This is a genomic window from Brevibacterium sp. LS14, from assembly GCF_012027885.1.
Lineage (GTDB): Bacteria > Actinomycetota > Actinomycetes > Actinomycetales > Brevibacteriaceae > Brevibacterium > Brevibacterium casei.
In genome coordinates, this window is sequence record NZ_SJXG01000038.1 from 60103 (window position 1) to 72517 (window position 12415).

At 68.3% G+C, this 12415-nt stretch carries 15 protein-coding genes and 2 tRNA genes; 14 read left to right on the forward strand and 3 right to left on the reverse strand.

All coding sequences use genetic code 11. The annotated features are described in order from the left end of the window. The first annotated feature begins 82 nt into the window (after positions 1–82). The 3 genes from EZE58_RS05700 (at position 83) to EZE58_RS05710 (ending at position 861) form a co-directional block, all read left to right on the forward strand. Positions 83–370 carry a DUF3618 domain-containing protein gene (locus EZE58_RS05700; RefSeq protein ID WP_009379411.1) on the forward strand — a complete coding sequence of 96 codons (288 nt, stop codon included), beginning with the start codon at positions 83–85 and terminating at the stop codon, positions 368–370. After that, a complete protein-coding gene (locus EZE58_RS05705; protein ID WP_009379413.1) occupies positions 363–683 on the forward strand; it encodes a co-chaperone GroES in 321 nt (106 codons plus the stop codon). Before EZE58_RS05700 ends, EZE58_RS05705 begins: the two co-directional genes overlap by 8 nt. 102 nt (positions 684–785) lie before the next feature. Then, positions 786–861, forward strand: a tRNA-Lys gene (locus EZE58_RS05710). Positions 862–938: 77 nt separating this feature from the next. On the opposite strand, the gene EZE58_RS05715 is transcribed toward EZE58_RS05710, so the two are convergent. After that, positions 939–1577 (reverse strand): GntR family transcriptional regulator, encoded by a 639-nt coding sequence (locus EZE58_RS05715; RefSeq protein ID WP_063249120.1) that lies wholly within the window; start codon positions 1575–1577, stop codon positions 939–941. A 235-nt stretch (positions 1578–1812) separates the two neighbouring features. Here EZE58_RS05715 and EZE58_RS05720 point away from each other — a divergent pair, with 235 nt between their 5' ends. From EZE58_RS05720 to EZE58_RS05750, 7 genes are all read left to right on the forward strand, one after another. Further along, entirely contained in the window at positions 1813–3087 is a 1275-nt protein-coding gene (locus tag EZE58_RS05720) for an NRAMP family divalent metal transporter (protein WP_167560033.1), read from the forward strand. A gap of 2 nt (positions 3088–3089) precedes the next feature. Beyond that, a complete protein-coding gene (locus EZE58_RS05725) occupies positions 3090–3878 on the forward strand; it encodes a 5-oxoprolinase subunit PxpA (protein WP_167560035.1) in 789 nt (262 codons plus the stop codon). Next, positions 3875–4645: a putative hydro-lyase gene (locus tag EZE58_RS05730; RefSeq protein ID WP_101624890.1), complete on the forward strand. Its 771-nt coding sequence runs from the start codon at positions 3875–3877 to the stop codon at positions 4643–4645. Before EZE58_RS05725 ends, EZE58_RS05730 begins: the two co-directional genes overlap by 4 nt. Next, complete coding sequence (locus EZE58_RS17660; RefSeq protein WP_167560037.1) at positions 4642–6306, forward strand: urea amidolyase family protein; 1665 nt, start codon at positions 4642–4644, stop codon at positions 6304–6306. Before EZE58_RS05730 ends, EZE58_RS17660 begins: the two co-directional genes overlap by 4 nt. A 3-nt stretch (positions 6307–6309) precedes the next feature. Next, positions 6310–8061 carry a biotin carboxylase N-terminal domain-containing protein gene (locus EZE58_RS05740; protein WP_167560039.1) on the forward strand — a complete coding sequence of 584 codons (1752 nt, stop codon included), beginning with the start codon at positions 6310–6312 and terminating at the stop codon, positions 8059–8061. 92 nt (positions 8062–8153) lie between these two features. Next, positions 8154–8627, forward strand: a complete 474-nt coding sequence (bcp, locus tag EZE58_RS05745; protein ID WP_009379426.1) for a thioredoxin-dependent thiol peroxidase — start codon at positions 8154–8156, stop codon at positions 8625–8627. A gap of 70 nt (positions 8628–8697) precedes the next feature. Continuing rightward, positions 8698–8779, forward strand: a tRNA-Leu gene (locus EZE58_RS05750). A 46-nt stretch (positions 8780–8825) separates the two neighbouring features. Here the strand turns inward: EZE58_RS05750 and EZE58_RS05755 are convergent. Continuing rightward, positions 8826–9524 carry a WYL domain-containing protein gene (locus EZE58_RS05755; RefSeq protein ID WP_167560040.1) on the reverse strand — a complete coding sequence of 233 codons (699 nt, stop codon included), beginning with the start codon at positions 9522–9524 and terminating at the stop codon, positions 8826–8828. A gap of 49 nt (positions 9525–9573) precedes the next feature. Here EZE58_RS05755 and EZE58_RS05760 point away from each other — a divergent pair, with 49 nt between their 5' ends. Further along, the gene (locus tag EZE58_RS05760) at positions 9574–10284 is read left to right on the forward strand and encodes an alpha/beta hydrolase (protein ID WP_167560041.1); all 711 of its coding nucleotides are present in this window, start codon (positions 9574–9576) and stop codon (positions 10282–10284) included. Positions 10285–10625: 341 nt separating this feature from the next. On the opposite strand, the gene EZE58_RS05765 is transcribed toward EZE58_RS05760, so the two are convergent. Beyond that, positions 10626–11006 carry a hypothetical protein gene (locus tag EZE58_RS05765; protein WP_167560043.1) on the reverse strand — a complete coding sequence of 127 codons (381 nt, stop codon included), beginning with the start codon at positions 11004–11006 and terminating at the stop codon, positions 10626–10628. A 203-nt stretch (positions 11007–11209) separates the two neighbouring features. Here EZE58_RS05765 and EZE58_RS05770 point away from each other — a divergent pair, with 203 nt between their 5' ends. From EZE58_RS05770 to EZE58_RS05780, 3 genes are all read left to right on the forward strand, one after another. Then, a complete protein-coding gene (locus tag EZE58_RS05770) occupies positions 11210–11533 on the forward strand; it encodes a metalloregulator ArsR/SmtB family transcription factor (protein ID WP_167560044.1) in 324 nt (107 codons plus the stop codon). After that, positions 11526–11969 carry an SRPBCC domain-containing protein gene (locus EZE58_RS05775; protein ID WP_095376010.1) on the forward strand — a complete coding sequence of 148 codons (444 nt, stop codon included), beginning with the start codon at positions 11526–11528 and terminating at the stop codon, positions 11967–11969. Before EZE58_RS05770 ends, EZE58_RS05775 begins: the two co-directional genes overlap by 8 nt. Before the next feature lie 65 nt (positions 11970–12034). After that, entirely contained in the window at positions 12035–12394 is a 360-nt protein-coding gene (locus EZE58_RS05780; RefSeq protein WP_167560046.1) for a nuclear transport factor 2 family protein, read from the forward strand. The last annotated feature ends 21 nt before the right edge of the window (positions 12395–12415 follow it).

Genomic DNA, 12415 nt, shown 5'->3' on the forward strand with positions numbered 1-12415 from the left:
CTCAACGGCTAAGCTTGGCGACAGGGCCTGTGACTGCCGGTCACAGGCGGACATGCACGTGCGATCCGGAGGATGCGACCCGATGACAGACAACGTCTACACCTCAGATGTGACCGTCGACAATGCGACAGCCGCGCAGCTGTCGGAGTCGATCCGCCTGCGCGAGGAGCGCCTCTCGGAGAACATCGACGAACTGGTGGGACGCCTCCACCCCAAGGTCCTCCTCACCCGCGCCGTCAACAAGGCGAAGTCGACCGTCATCGAAGAGGACGGGTCCCCGAAGCCCGAGGCCATCGCCCTCGGCGCCGGCACCGTGCTCGGCATCGCTGCCCTCGTCGTCGGGTTCTCCGGTCGAGACCGGCGTGGCTGACTCCGCTCTTCCGATCCGCATGCTCCATGACCGGATCCTCATCGACCCCGGTGAGGAGGCCGGCGAACGCAAGTCCGCGGCGGGGATCGTCATCCCCGCGACCGCGACGATGGGCAAGCGCCTCGTCTGGGGCGAGGTCGTCGCCGCTGGTCCGCATGTGCGGCAGGCCGACCTCGGCGACACTGTCCTCTACGATCCCGAGGACCGCGCCGAGGTGGAGCTCGAGGGGCAGGCGTATGTGCTCCTGCGTGAGCGCGACGTCCACGCGATCTCCGAACCCGCCGAGCAGTCGAGCGCGGGAATGTACCTCTGACCTGCGATCTCAGTCACAAAACCGCATAATGGCCCGTCTCGGTTTGCACGAGCGCCGCGCCCCTGAGTAGTATTAATTCTCGTTGCGCGGCAAGTGCGACAGGCGCCTCTAGCTCAATTGGCAGAGCAACTGACTCTTAATCAGTGGGTTCCGGGTTCAAGTCCCGGGGGGCGCACCAGCCAAGAACCGCCGTTCGGATCATCCGGACGGCGGTTCTTTCGCATTCTCAGTCGACTGCGGACGCAGGTGCGGGCCTCACCCCTGCCCGGCGCGGGCGTAGGCGCCGAGCACCTGCCGTTCGGAATCGCCGAGGTAGTGCCCGAGCAGCGTCGAGGCGGCCGCGGGGCCGTCGCCGAGGTAGGTCTCATAGACCTCCTCGTTGCGCTCGACGAAGGGCGCGTGGAGGAAATCGAGGAGTTCGACCTTGAGGAAGGCGAGGCGCAGCTCGGCGAGGACATGACCGAAGGACCGCATGAGGCGGACGCTGTCGGAGAGCGCGACGACGCCGTTGTGGAACGCCATGTTCGCCGTGCCCACCTGGAGCCAGTCCCCCGCCTCGGCCGCGGCCTTCGCCTCCTCGATGGCCCGGAGCATGTCCGCGGCCCGCGGATGGTTGCGGGGCGCGTGGGCGAGCACGGTGCACTCGACGGTCCGTCGCACCCGGTAGATGTCGATGACATCGGCCGTGGACGGCGAGGCGACCGAGACGCCGCGGTTGGGAACATGGTCGACGAGCCCCTGCTCCCCGAGCACCCGGAACGCCTCGCGCAGCGTGTTCCGGGAGACGTCGAACTCCTTCGCCAGCGCCGCCTCGGACAGACGAGCGCCGGGACGGAGCTCACCGGCGATGAGGCGATCGGTGAGCCGATTGACCAGGGAGGATTCGTGATTCACATCTCCATCCTAGTGACCGCGCAGCGAAGCACGTTGGACGGGGCGACAATTCGCCCTGATGTGTCGACCGCCGCCGTTGACGATTCTGTGATCCACGTCTACTCTTGTTGAACAATCGTTGGTAGATTGTTTACTAATTCAGCGGACAGCGCGTGAAGCAGGACACAGCAGTCGTCCTTCGCCGACGTCCGAGCGCACCATCGACCACACACCGCGACACCTCATCGGAGAGCCCATGTCACAGACGCCCGTCTCGCCCCCGCCCGACCAGGAGAGTCCGCTCGGCCGGCAGCACGAGAAGATCAGCCGCAGTGCCATCGTCGGTGCGATCTTCCTCATGGCCACCTCGGCGATCGGTCCGGGATTCATCACCCAGACGGCGACGTTCACCGCGCAGATGGGGGCGGCGTTCGCCTTCGCGATCCTCATCTCGATCCTCATCGACATCGCCATCCAGCTCAACATCTGGCGGATGATCACCTCGTCGGGCAAACGCGCAGCCCAGCTCGCCTCGTCCGCGGTGCCCGGCTCCGGCATCCTCCTCTCTATCCTCATCGTCATCGGCGGCCTCGCCTTCAACATCGGCAACATCGCCGGCGGCGGTCTCGGCCTCAACGCCCTCCTCGGCATCGATCCGAAGCTCGGCGGCCTGCTCACCGGTGTCCTCGCGATCGGGATCTTCCTCTTCAAGCGCGCCGGCAAGGTCGTCGACACCGTCGTCCTCATCCTCGGCGTCGGCATGATCGTCCTCACCGTCATTGTCGCCGTCGTCTCCCAGCCGCCGGTCGGTGAGGCCCTGCGCCAGTCCTTCCTGCCTGAGACGATCAACTTCGCGACGATCACGACGATCGTCGGCGGCACCGTCGGCGGCTACATCACCTACTCCGGTGCCCACCGCTATCTCGACTCGGGCAAGACCGGCCCGGAGAACGCACCGGCGGTCATGCGCTCGGCGCTCTCGGGCATCGTCGTCACCGGCATCATGCGCTACGTCCTCTTCCTCGCGATCTTCGGCGTCGTCGCCTCCGGTGTCGTCCTCGACCTCGAGAGCCAGGTCGCCAACCCCGCCGGTCAGGCCTTCGCCGCCGTCCTCGGCGACGCCGGCATCCGGATCTTCGGGGCGATCTTCTGGGCAGCGGCACTGAGCTCGGTCATCGGGGCGGCCTACACCTCGGCGACGTTCCTCTCCGCGTTCTCGGCAAAGCTCAGCCGCGGCTGGCCGCTGCAACTGGCCACGGTCGCCTTCATCGTCGTCTCGCTCGTCGTCTACCTCCTTCTCGGCACGGCACCGGCGACCCTGCTCGTCTTCGTCGGCGGGTTCAACGGCCTCATCCTGCCCATCGGCCTGACGATCTTCATGTACATCGGCTGGTTCCGCCCGAACCTCCTGCGCACCGACTCGTACCCGAAGTGGTTGCTCGTCCTCGGCACGGCGGCGACACTGGTGTCCTGGTACATGGCCGTCCAGTCGGTCGGCCCCATCTTCGCCATGATCGGAATCGGAGCCTGAGAATGACCACAACCCAGCACGCACCCACGATCGACCTCAACTCCGACCTCGGGGAGAACGTCCCCGACCGCATCGTCAGCGACGATGAGGCGATGCTCGGCGTCGTCACCAGCGCGAACGTCTCCTGCGGGTTCCACGCCGGCAGTCCCGAGGGGATTCGGGCCACCCTCGCCGAGGCGACCGACCGGGGCGTCGTCATCGGAGCCCACCCCGGCTACGATGACTACGAGGGCTTCGGTCGGCGGGCCCTCGACGTGCCCGCGGCGACCCTGCAGGCCCAGGTCGAGTACCAGATCGGTGCGCTCATGGGCCTGGCCACCGCGGTCGGCGGCACCGTCGGCTACGTCAAACCCCACGGGGGTCTCTACAACGCGATCGTCCACGACGAAGCGCAGGCGAGGGTCGTCGCCGAGGCGGTCAAAGCCGTCGACCCGAACCTGACCTTCCTCGGCCTCGCCGGCAGCGTGTCCAACCGGGTCGCCGCCGAGGTGGGACTGACCGTGGCCGCCGAGGCCTTCGCCGACCGCGCCTACAACCCCGACGGCTCGCTCGTCTCCCGCACCGAAGCCGGTGCCGTCCTCGACGACCCGGCGCTCGTTGCGGCCCGGGTCCTCCGCCTCGTCGAGACCGGGCAGATCGAGGCGATCGACGGCAGCACCATCACCGTCGACGCCCAGTCGATCTGCTTCCACGGGGACTCGAAGGGCTCGATCGAGATGGCGCAGGCCTCCCGCGCCGTCCTCGAGGAGGCCGGCGTCATCATCGCTCCGTTCGCCGGTGCGCGGTCGTGACCGGCGCCGCCGCCCGCGAGCGCATCCGCCACGGCTTCACCGGCCCCACCTCGGGGATGGCGCCGGGATTCGTCCAGGCCAATCTCATCGCCGTTCCCGCCGACTGGGCCTTCGACGTCCTTCTCTTCGCCCAGCGCAACCCGAAGCCGTGCCCGATCGTCGACGTCCTCGAACCGGGACAGGTCGAATCGGCGCTCGCGAAGGGCAGCGACCTGCGCACGGACCTCCCCCGCTACCGCGTGTGGGAGCACGGTGAGCTCACCGGGGAGATCGACGACGCCACCGAGATCTGGGGCTCACACCCCGACCTCGTGTCCTTCCTCATCGGGTGCAGCTTCACGTTCGAGACCGGACTCCTCGACGCGGGCATCCCCATCCGCCACCAGGAGGCCGGGCGCAACGTCCCGATGTACCGGACGTCGACCCGATGCCGACCGGCCGGTCGGATCGCCGGCGACATGGTCGTCTCGATGCGCCCGATCCCCGCCCATCAGGTCGCCGAGGCGGTGCGCATCACCGACCGCTTCCCCGCCGTCCACGGCGCTCCCGTCCACATCGGCGACCCCGAGGCGATCGGCATCACCGACCTCGACTCCCCCGACTTCGGCGATGCCCCGGTCATGGCCGAAGGCGACATCCCCGTCTTCTGGGCGTGCGGAGTCACCCCGCAGGTCGCCATCGCCGAATCGGCGCCGCCCTTCGCCATCACCCACTCCCCCGGGCGGATGTTCATCACCGACGCCCCCGAAAGCGACTACCGCCAGTGACCGAATTCCGCACGGCCTCCCGGCAGCACCTCCTCGTCGAGTGCGCCGACCTCACCGCGACCATGCGCCTCCACCACAGCCTCGAGACGGCAGCGCTGACCGGCGTCCTCGAACTCGTGCCCGCCGCCCGCACCGTGCTCGTCCGCTTCGACACGAAACGCACCTCGGCGCGGGAGCTCGAGACGACGATCCGCGGCCTCGACCTCAGCTCTGGAGGCGAGGACGATGCCCGCACCGTGACCATCGACGTCCGCTACGACGGGGAGGACCTCGCCGAGGTGGCCGACCTCCTCGACGTCTCCCCCGCCGAGGTGGTCGCCCGCCACCAGCGGGCCCGCTGGCAGGTCGCGTTCTCCGGGTTCGCCCCCGGCTTCGGCTATCTCGCCGGGGACGACCCGCTCTTCGACGTGCCCCGCCGGTCGAGTCCGCGCACCCGGGTTCCCGTCGGATCCGTGGGCCTTGCCGGGGAGTTCACCGGGGTCTACCCCCGCAGCTCTCCTGGAGGATGGCAGCTCATCGGCCGCACCGACGCGCGGCTGTGGGACCTCGACCGGGACCCGCCTGCGCTCTTCGTCCCCGGCACCCTCGTGACCTTCCGCGAGGCCGAACGGGAGATGGTGCGGGTCGGGGGCGCGGACACCGAACGAGACACCGAACCGACCGCGGACTCGACGGAGACTGTCACCGACTCCGACTCCGGATCCGGCTCAGCCTCGGCGCCCCATGCGCTCACCGTCGTCCAACCAGGACTCCAGCTCCTCGTCGAGGACCTCGGGCGGCCGGGGTTCGCCTCGATGGGCGTCTCGAGCGCGGGAGCCGCGGACCGGGCGGCCCTGCGCGAAGCCAACCGCCTCGTCGGCAACGCCGAAGATACGGCGGCGCTCGAGAGCCTCGGCAGAACCGTCCTCGACGTCACCGGTGACGGTGTCGCCGCGGTCACCGGGGCCGAGGGGCCGATCACGCTCACCGGTGCGAACGGCGACGTCGTCCGGCCCGAAGTCGGGGAGGCGTTCTCCCTCGTCGACGGCGACCGCCTCGAGATCGGGGCGAGCGAGCGTGGGCTGCGCCGGTACCTCAGCGTCCGCGGCGGATTGGCAGTGGCCACCGCGCTCAGCAGTGCCTCGAGTGACACCCTCGGGCACCTCGGACCCGCAGCGCTCACGGCCGGGCGCACGATCGGACTCCACGGGCCCGCCACCGCACCGTTCCTCGTCGATCCTGGCCCCCGCCTCGGCGAGGGTAGGCACCTGCCGACACCGGGTGAGGTCGTCGAACTCACGGTCACCCTGGGACCGCGCGATGACTGGTTCACCCCCGCGGGGGTCGCCACCCTCTTCGACCAGGAGTGGACGGTCACCCACGAATCCGACCGGGTCGGCCTGCGGCTGAGCGGGGACGTTCCGCTCGAGCGGGCACGGACCGGGGAGCTGCCGAGCGAGGGCGCGGTCACCGGTGCCCTGCAGGTGCCGCCGAACGGTCAGCCCGTGCTCTTCGGCCCCGACCATCCGCTCACCGGCGGCTATCCGATCATCGGCAGCGTCGACGACACCGACCTCGCAGCCCAGCTCGCCCCGGGGGTCCGGATCCGCTTCCGGCGTTCGGATTCGGGTCCTGCCGACACTGCCGCCACCGTCGACTCCACCACCACCGACGAAAGCTGAACCATGTCGAGAATCCTCATCGCCAACCGCGGCGAGATCGCCGTGCGCGTCATCCGCGCCTGCGCCCAGAACGGGCACACCTCCATCGCCGTCTACGCCGATCAGGACGCCAACGCCCTGCACACGCAGCTCGCCGATGTCGCGATCGCCCTGCCCGGGACGACCGCCGCCGAGACCTACCTCAGCATCGAGGCGATCATCGCAGCCGCCCGGCAGGCCGGTGCCGACGCCGTCCATCCCGGCTACGGGTTCCTCTCGGAGAACGCCGACTTCGCCGCCGCCGTCGAGGACGCCGGGATGATCTGGATCGGACCGACCCCGGACTCGATCACCGCGCTCGGGGACAAGGTCACCGCCCGGCAGCTCGCCCAGAAGGCCGGGGCACCGCTCGCGCCGGGAATCGACCGGCCGCTGCGCGACGCCGCTGAGGTCGAGGAGTTCGCCGCCGAGCACGGCCTGCCCATCATCATCAAGGCCGCCCACGGCGGGGGTGGTCGCGGGATGAAGATCGTCCGCGAGATCTCCGACGTCGCCGGGGCCTTCGAATCGGCGACCCGGGAGGCCATCGAGGCGTTCGGTCGTCCCGAATGCTTCGTCGAGAAGTTCCTCGAACACCCCCGCCACGTCGAGGTCCAGGTCGTCGGCGACGGAAGGGGCACGGTCGTCGCCGTCGGCGACCGGGACTGTTCGGCCCAGCGGCGCAACCAGAAGCTCGTCGAGGAGGCTCCTGCCCCGAACCTCTCGGAGGAGCAGCGCGAACGCCTCCAGCGCTCGGCCGAGGCGATCTGCGCCGAGGTCGACTACCGAGGCGCCGGCACCGTCGAGTTCCTCCTCGCCGCCGACGGGACGATGACGTTCCTCGAGGTCAACACCCGGCTCCAGGTCGAACACCCCGTCACCGAGGCGGTCACCGGGGTCGACCTCGTCACCGAGCAGTTCCGCATCGCCTTCGGCGAGGGGCTGTCCCTGTCGGCGACCCCCGAGGTCAGCGGACACGCGATCGAACTGCGGATCAACGCCGAGGATCCCGACCGCGGCTTCCTCCCCACGCCCGGGCGCATTGAGACCCTCACCGTCCCCGGCGGGCCCGGGGTGCGCTGGGACTCCGGGGTCCGTGCCGGTGACACCGTCCAGCCTGCCTTCGACTCCCTCTTCGCGAAGCTCATCGTCCACGGACCCGACCGGGCCACGACGATCGCGCGAACGATCACCGCGGCCACCGAGCTCGACGTCGTCGGTCCGGCCACCGTGCTCCCGTGCTCGCTGGCGATCCTCCGCCACCCGGCCTTCGCCGGGGAGAGCCTCGGCATCGACACGCAGTGGATCGAATCCCAGCTGCTGCCCGAGTTCGCCCCGCAGGAGAGGCCCGCGCCCGTATCGGGCGACGGGATCACCCGCGTCGACATCGAGATCGACGGGAAGCTCACGACACTCGGCCTGCCCGACGCGCTGCTCGCAGCACTCGGGTCGGTCGGCGGGACCGCCTCGGCGGGGACCGGAGAGGACGGGGACCGCGCCGAGGGATCAGTGGCCTCGGACGACGGATCGACTGCGGTGACCGCGCCTGTGCCCGGCAGCCTCGTCGACTTCCTCGTTGATGACGGCGCCGAGGTGGCCGAAGGCGACGAGGTCGCCGTGCTCTCGGCGATGAAGATGGAGACCCGGGTGCAGGCGGGAGCCGCGGGCACGCTCACCCATGCCGCGTCGGTCGGCGACGTCGTCGTCGTCGGGGAGGCCATCGCCCGGATCCGGTGAGGTCGGATGGGCAGAGTCCGTCCCGGCGGGTGCCGAGTCCTTCCCGGCCGATAGAGTGGACGGAAACGTCAGCATCATGAAGAGGAGACCTCATGCCACGTCTGTCAGTCGGCGACACCGCCCCGGACTTCACGCTCGTCGATCAGGACGGGAAGTCCGTGAGCCTCAGCGACTTCCGCGGGAAGCGGGTCGTCGTCTACTTCTACCCGGCGGCGATGACGCCGGGCTGCACGACGGAGGCGTGTGACTTCCGCGATTCGCTCTCCGCGCTGACGAGCGCCGGTCTCGTCGTCCTCGGCGTCTCCCCCGATTCGCCGGAGAAGCTCAAGAAGTTCGAGGAGAAGGAAGGACTGACCTTCGAGCTGCTCTCCGATCCGGACAAGGCGATGATGGACGAGTGGGGCGCGTTCGGCGAGAAGAAGAACTACGGCAAGGTCGTCCAGGGCGTCATCCGCTCGACCGTCGTCGTCGACGCCGAAGGCAAGGTCGAACTCGCCCAGTACAACGTCAAGGCCACCGGCCACGTCGCCCGTCTGCGCAAGGCGCTCGGCATCGACGCCGCCTGAGCGGTCTGCTCGCCCGCGTGCTTGGGCTTTCCGCCGCTCGCCCGCGTCCTGCTAGGCTTGATGCGGCCACGCGCGAGTGGCGGAATTGGTAGACGCGCTGGATTTAGGTTCCAGTGTCTTCGGACGTAGGGGTTCAAGTCCCCTCTCGCGTACGCAGTCTGTGCCGCGACACCGATCGGTGTCGCGGCACAGCGTCGTTCAGGCCCCGCCTGTGACCGCCCGTGCCGTCGTCGGCGGGGCACCGACCGAGGCGACGGGGATGTCGGCCGCCGGCTCCGCCGTGAGGTGGGCGGTGAGCATCCGGTCGAGGACGAACCAGCGGATGGCCTCCCGGTCGCGACTGTGGGCGACGAGGAACCACCAACTCTGCGTGTGTGCGAGGAAGATCGGATCGACCCGATGCGCCGACTCGCGCCCGTTCCGATCGCGGTAGCGCAGAGACAGCACTCTCCGTTCCTCGAGCGACCGTTCGACGGCCCTCCTCACCTGCGGTGATCCCGGTTCATCGGCATGATCGATCCAGATCCGCGCGCCGAGGCGGTCCGACCGCTCCCGTGTGCGTGCGTCCATCACCGCCTGGACCTTCGCCAGCGCCGCCCGAGCGTCGCCGTCGAAGGGCTGACCACGATGGGCGGCGACGGCAGCGGCGAGCCCCGAGGCCTCAGCCTCGGTGAAGTTGACCGGCGGCAGGGTCGCCGCCGCGTCGACGGCGTACCCGCCGCCCGGGCCCGGCTGCGCCCAGACCGGGAAACCGCCCTGCTGCAGGCTCGAGATGTCGCGTTTGATCGTGCGCACGCTCACCTCGAAGATCTCCGACAGCCGCTCCGCCGTCCGACCCGCCGAACCGGCCCGGCGCAGCTCCTCGCGCAGCGCATAGAGACGATCGATGCGATTCATGGATAAATGGTGACATACCAGTGACATCGGATTCGGTCATGATGGTTCCATGAATACGAACTCGCAGTCACTTCTCCTCCTCTCCGGCGCCGGACTCCCCTCCTGGATCTGGGATCGGACCCGCGACCACCTCGGCGAGGCGATGACCACCGTCGTCACCCCGCGCCCCACCTCGGAATCCGCGCGCCTGCGCGACTACGCCGAAGCGGCGATCGCCGCGATGCCGACCGAGCAGGTCATCCTCGTCGGCCATTCGGCCGGCGGCGTCGTCGCCTCGGAGATCGCCCGCCTCGCTCCCGAGCGGGTCACAGGCGTCCTCGCGGTGAGCGCGATCGTGCCGCCGGCCGGCGGGTCGTTCGTCTCCGCGATGCCCGCACCCAACCGCTGGGTGCTCAGCGCGGCGATGAGGTTCGCCGGAACCAAGCCGCCCGAGTCGGCCATCCGGAAGAACCTCGCCAGCGGCCTCGACGGTGAGATCGTCGACCGTCTCATCGGCGACTTCACCCCCGAACCGCAGGCCTACTATCGCGACCACCTCAGCGACGGCACGTGGAGCGCTCCCCGCGGATACGTGATGTCGACGGCTGACAAGGAGCTGCCGCCGGCGCTGCAGAAGCGCTTCGCCGCGAACCTCGGCGGCGACTGGACACAGGAGCTGACCACCGGGCACCTCCCCATGCTCGAGGACCCTGCCGGACTCGCCTCCGCCATCACCGCCTTCGTCGACGAGCTGCCGCGTAAGACGACCGGCCCCGAGTGATTCGTCAGCAGCGCAACATCGCCCTCACCCTTCGCAGAACGCGGACGGATTGTTCTTCCACTTGTCGCCGCGCTGCTTTCAGGTCCTTGCCATTTCGCCGGATCCAGTTGCTCTTGGCCGCTGCGGTTTTCACAACCCCGCACTTCAGTGGTGTGCAGGACGTCGACACGGACCTGGTCCAGGCACATGTGTATGTGGTCGGCGGTGAGGACGGCAACGATCATGTTCGCAGCACGCGGCCTGACCCGGGAGGGTTACTGTGAACTATAAGTGGAGAACCAAGTACGGCTGGTCTCCCACGCAAACAGCCCTCGGGGCTGGTCGTTCTACACGAGATGACGCTAATTACGTCGTTTCGACGGGAAATTCTCCACGTCGATCACGATCGGTTCGTAATCGTCAATGCGATGCTCGACCTCATCGCTGGAGGACGTGTCCCAGTCTTCGTGATGATCCTCGAGGATTCGGTTTGCGATCAGCGCGAGCGCTGCATGCTGTCGTCCACGGCTGTTTCCCATCGCGACGACCGCGTCAGGACTATTCGCCTCGACTTCGTCTGCAAGTCCACGAACGTCGATACTGAAACTGACAATTGAGCCTTCGTTGTCACGCATTGGGAATGTCATTTCGGTGCCATGAACTTCAACGTCGCCTACCGCACCTACCATGTCAGCCAGCCGCCCGGCGAGAACGTAGTCAAGGTCGTGGATCTTCTCAGTCATCAGCACTTCTTTGCAGGGAATGATGTAATCACGTTCTTCCCTCCGTACGAGACTGGCACATTGGTCTTGAACGTGTCGTAGGTCTTGCCGTTGTACTTCAACTCTACAGGCGCACAGTCCTAATTCACTCATCTCTATGAGTACAAACACTCATTTGTGTTACAGTGAGGGTACACAGCACAGTCCGAACGATGGAGATCGCGATGAACGCTGAGGCCGCACCAGACCTCGATCGGGCGCTGCGCGCGCTCGCCGACGGGAACCGACGGGCCATCCTGGCAGCGATCCGCACCTCCCCGAAACCGGTGGGGACGATCGCCGAGGAGCTCGGTCTCTCCCAGCAGACGACGTCGCACCACCTCGGCGTGCTGCGGAAGGCGGGACTGACCGTCGGCACCCGGGAGGGCACGCGGCACCTCTTCGCGGTGCGCACCGACGGAATCGCGGCGGTGCGCACGTACCTCGATGACTTCTGGCCCACCAAGCTCTCTGCTCTCAAGGCCGCCGTGGAGAGTGATCATGGCTGAGTTCACCGATTCCATCGACATCGCCGCCCCACCCGAGGCCGTCTTCGCCTATCTCACGACGAACGAGGGGATGACGGCGTGGATGGGTGAGTTCGCCGACCTCGACCCTCGCCGAGGCGGTCGGTTCGCCGTCGACATCGCCGGCCATCCCGTCCGCGGTGAGTTCCTCGACGTCGATCCCCACAGCCGCGTCGTCGTCTCGTGGGGATTCGCCGGCAGCGACGATCTGCCCGCCGGCGCGTCGACCGTCGAATTCCGGCTCACTCCGACCTCGGCGGGCACGCGCGTCGATCTCCGGCACTCGGACCTGCCCGAGGTCAGTGTGCCCGGCCATGCGGACGGCTGGTCGCACTTCCTCTCCCGCCTCGTCATCGCCGGGACCGGCGGCGACGCGGGACCCGACACGTGGGTGCCGCTGCCCGACCGCCCGCACTGACTCCGCCCGATCCGACGGAAGACCATTCACAGGAACTGGGAACACCGAGAGATGAGGAGAATCCCATGGCCGAGACAACCGCATACGACACCGTGAGGAAGTATCACGAGGCCTGGACGAACGGCCGCGTCGATGAGGCGATGGCGCATGTCGCCGAGGACATCACCTGCCGCGCGCCCGGCAGGGACATCGAAGGCAAGGACGCCTACCGGCAGTTCATCGGCGATTTCGCCCCGATGCTCACAGGCATCGGGGAGATCGCCGACTTCTCCGCCGGAGATCAGGTCGCGCTCTTCTACTACCCGCAGACCGCTGCGACGTCGACGACTCCGGCCGCTGAGCTCTTCACGGTCCGAAACGGTCTGATCACCGAGAGCCTGCTCATGTTCGACCGGCTCTCCTACGGTCCGCCGAACCCGTCATGATCGACGTCGACGCGTGCACAC

Coding starts and splice junctions, on each gene's coding strand:
- EZE58_RS05720 (WP_167560033.1), top strand. CDS start 1,813: ATGTCACAGACGCCCGTCTCGCCCCCGCCCGACCAGGAGAGTCCGCTC.
- EZE58_RS05725 (WP_167560035.1), top strand. CDS start 3,090: ATGACCACAACCCAGCACGCACCCACGATCGACCTCAACTCCGACCTC.
- EZE58_RS05760 (WP_167560041.1), top strand. CDS start 9,574: ATGAATACGAACTCGCAGTCACTTCTCCTCCTCTCCGGCGCCGGACTC.
- EZE58_RS05765 (WP_167560043.1), bottom strand. CDS start 11,006: ATGACTGAGAAGATCCACGACCTTGACTACGTTCTCGCCGGGCGGCTG.
- EZE58_RS05770 (WP_167560044.1), top strand. CDS start 11,210: ATGAACGCTGAGGCCGCACCAGACCTCGATCGGGCGCTGCGCGCGCTC.
- EZE58_RS05700 (WP_009379411.1), top strand. CDS start 83: ATGACAGACAACGTCTACACCTCAGATGTGACCGTCGACAATGCGACA.
- EZE58_RS05740 (WP_167560039.1), top strand. CDS start 6,310: ATGTCGAGAATCCTCATCGCCAACCGCGGCGAGATCGCCGTGCGCGTC.
- EZE58_RS05780 (WP_167560046.1), top strand. CDS start 12,035: ATGGCCGAGACAACCGCATACGACACCGTGAGGAAGTATCACGAGGCC.
- EZE58_RS05775 (WP_095376010.1), top strand. CDS start 11,526: ATGGCTGAGTTCACCGATTCCATCGACATCGCCGCCCCACCCGAGGCC.
- bcp (WP_009379426.1), top strand. CDS start 8,154: ATGCCACGTCTGTCAGTCGGCGACACCGCCCCGGACTTCACGCTCGTC.
- EZE58_RS05755 (WP_167560040.1), bottom strand. CDS start 9,524: ATGAATCGCATCGATCGTCTCTATGCGCTGCGCGAGGAGCTGCGCCGG.